Source organism: Flavobacterium restrictum (assembly GCF_007097245.1).
GTDB lineage: Bacteria > Bacteroidota > Bacteroidia > Flavobacteriales > Flavobacteriaceae > Flavobacterium > Flavobacterium restrictum.
In genome coordinates, this window is sequence record NZ_VJZT01000053.1 from 1 (window position 1) to 1798 (window position 1798).

Genomic DNA, 1798 nt, shown 5'->3' on the forward strand with positions numbered 1-1798 from the left:
TTGTATTTGTGATGATTTGGCAAATCCGAAGAATGGGCTTAATTTAGTCCCAAACCCGCTGTAGCGCAAGAACGTTACTGGCTAGTTATGCCGAAATTACGAAGGTAATTTCGATTTGGAAATAAAGTTTGCAACTCGCAGAAACTTAAAAAACAGAAGCGTGAAAATTGAAACTTTCCAGCAGAAACTTGAAAAGTTGAAACCTGAAAAACGGAAGCGTAAAAATGGAAACTTGCCAACAGAAACTTGAAAATTGGAATCTGAAAAGCAGAAGCGTGAAAGTCGGAACTTGTCAACAGAAACGTGAAAAGTTTTGCGCATAAATTAAAAAAGTGAATAATTGAAAATAAAACGTTGAAAATAAAACGTTGAAAATTACGAGCAGAAAGCAGAAACGTGAAAGTTGGATTCTGCCAACAGAAGCGTGAAAAATTTGCGGTTTAATTGTAATTTCGACAAAATAACCAGCCAGTAACACACGCTACAAGCAAGCTGGGAATTTGGCAAAATTTGAAGCTTGTTTTGTATTTGAAAAATTAGTTTTTAACCGAAAGTTTAGACTTTCTTAATCCCAGCCTGCGTGTAGCGCGGGAACGTTGGTGGCAACTCGACAGCAGAATCGTAAAAAAGAATAAGATTTTAATTAAATCCTAAATAAAAAAAAGAGATTTATTTTATATTAATTACTTCTTTTTCTTATTATTATCTTCTTTAAGCATTTTTTTATGCCCATCTTTCAATTCTTTTTTAACTTCTGCAATTTTCTTTTCTTGAGGCAAACTTTCAGGGTTTTTCCCCATATTTTTTTGTATTATTCCTCTAACTCCTTTTCCGACATCATAATGAGTTTGCTCTAAATTAGTCTGTCCTTTAATTCCTTTATTTTTGATTCGTTCTTCAGTTTGTGTAACTCTAAACAAATTGGCTGCTAATTCGGTTCTTCCCATATGTTCCATTAAAGTACCTTTCTTTACATCTCTTTTCTTTTCAAGTCTCCAAGATTCCATATTATACATTCCTAAATAACCAGCATTTTGAAATTTTGCATAATCAATTACTCCTGACTGTTTTGCTATAGATGCTAAAGATTTATTTCCTTCCGTTAATTCTTCTCGAATTAACATTCTTTCTATATCATCATTATTCTCAATATGTAACTCAAATTTTCTAGTTTGTTGAGCAAAATAAACTTGAGCTTCTGCAACCTGAACTTTCTTTGGGTCACCATTCATCACAGCGATGTAACACGCAAATCTTGAAAGTTTAAAATCTTGACAATTGTGTCCTTCTATTTCTCGCTGTTGAGAATTAATATTTTCATAATGTGGAATATTTAATGATACAAAAGCTTTAGTTGCTCTATCTAAAACTTTTTGAAAAGACTTCATATCTTTGTAACCTAACATCACCATCAAATCAGAAGCCCACCAAAACGTTATACCGTTTTCATTTTTAAAATCTTCAAATGATGAAGATGAACCTTCATTAATATTTTGTATCTCTTCCATATCAAAAACTATTTTTGCAAAAATACTAATATAAAAAATTAAACTTATATAATTGATTAAAAAAAAGAATAAATAAAAAGAAGAGCAGCCACCAACACACGCTACAAGCAATTTGGGCAATTGGCTTAATGGGAAGTTGGTTTTGTATTTGTGATGATTTGGCAAATCCGAAAGATAACGCTTCCTTAATCCCAAACTGCTTGTAGCGCGAGAACGTTATGGGGCAGTTGTGCCGAAATTACGCAGGTAATTCCGATTTGAAAATGAAGTTTGTAACTCGCAGAAAATTT

Annotated in this window: 1 protein-coding gene; it reads right to left on the minus strand. The window is 32.5% G+C overall.

From position 1 onward, the window contains the following. Positions 1-683 precede the first annotated feature (683 nt). Entirely contained in the window at positions 684-1508 is an 825-nt protein-coding gene (locus FNW21_RS16135) for a BRO family protein (protein WP_144257775.1), read from the minus strand. Positions 1509-1798 lie beyond the last annotated feature (290 nt).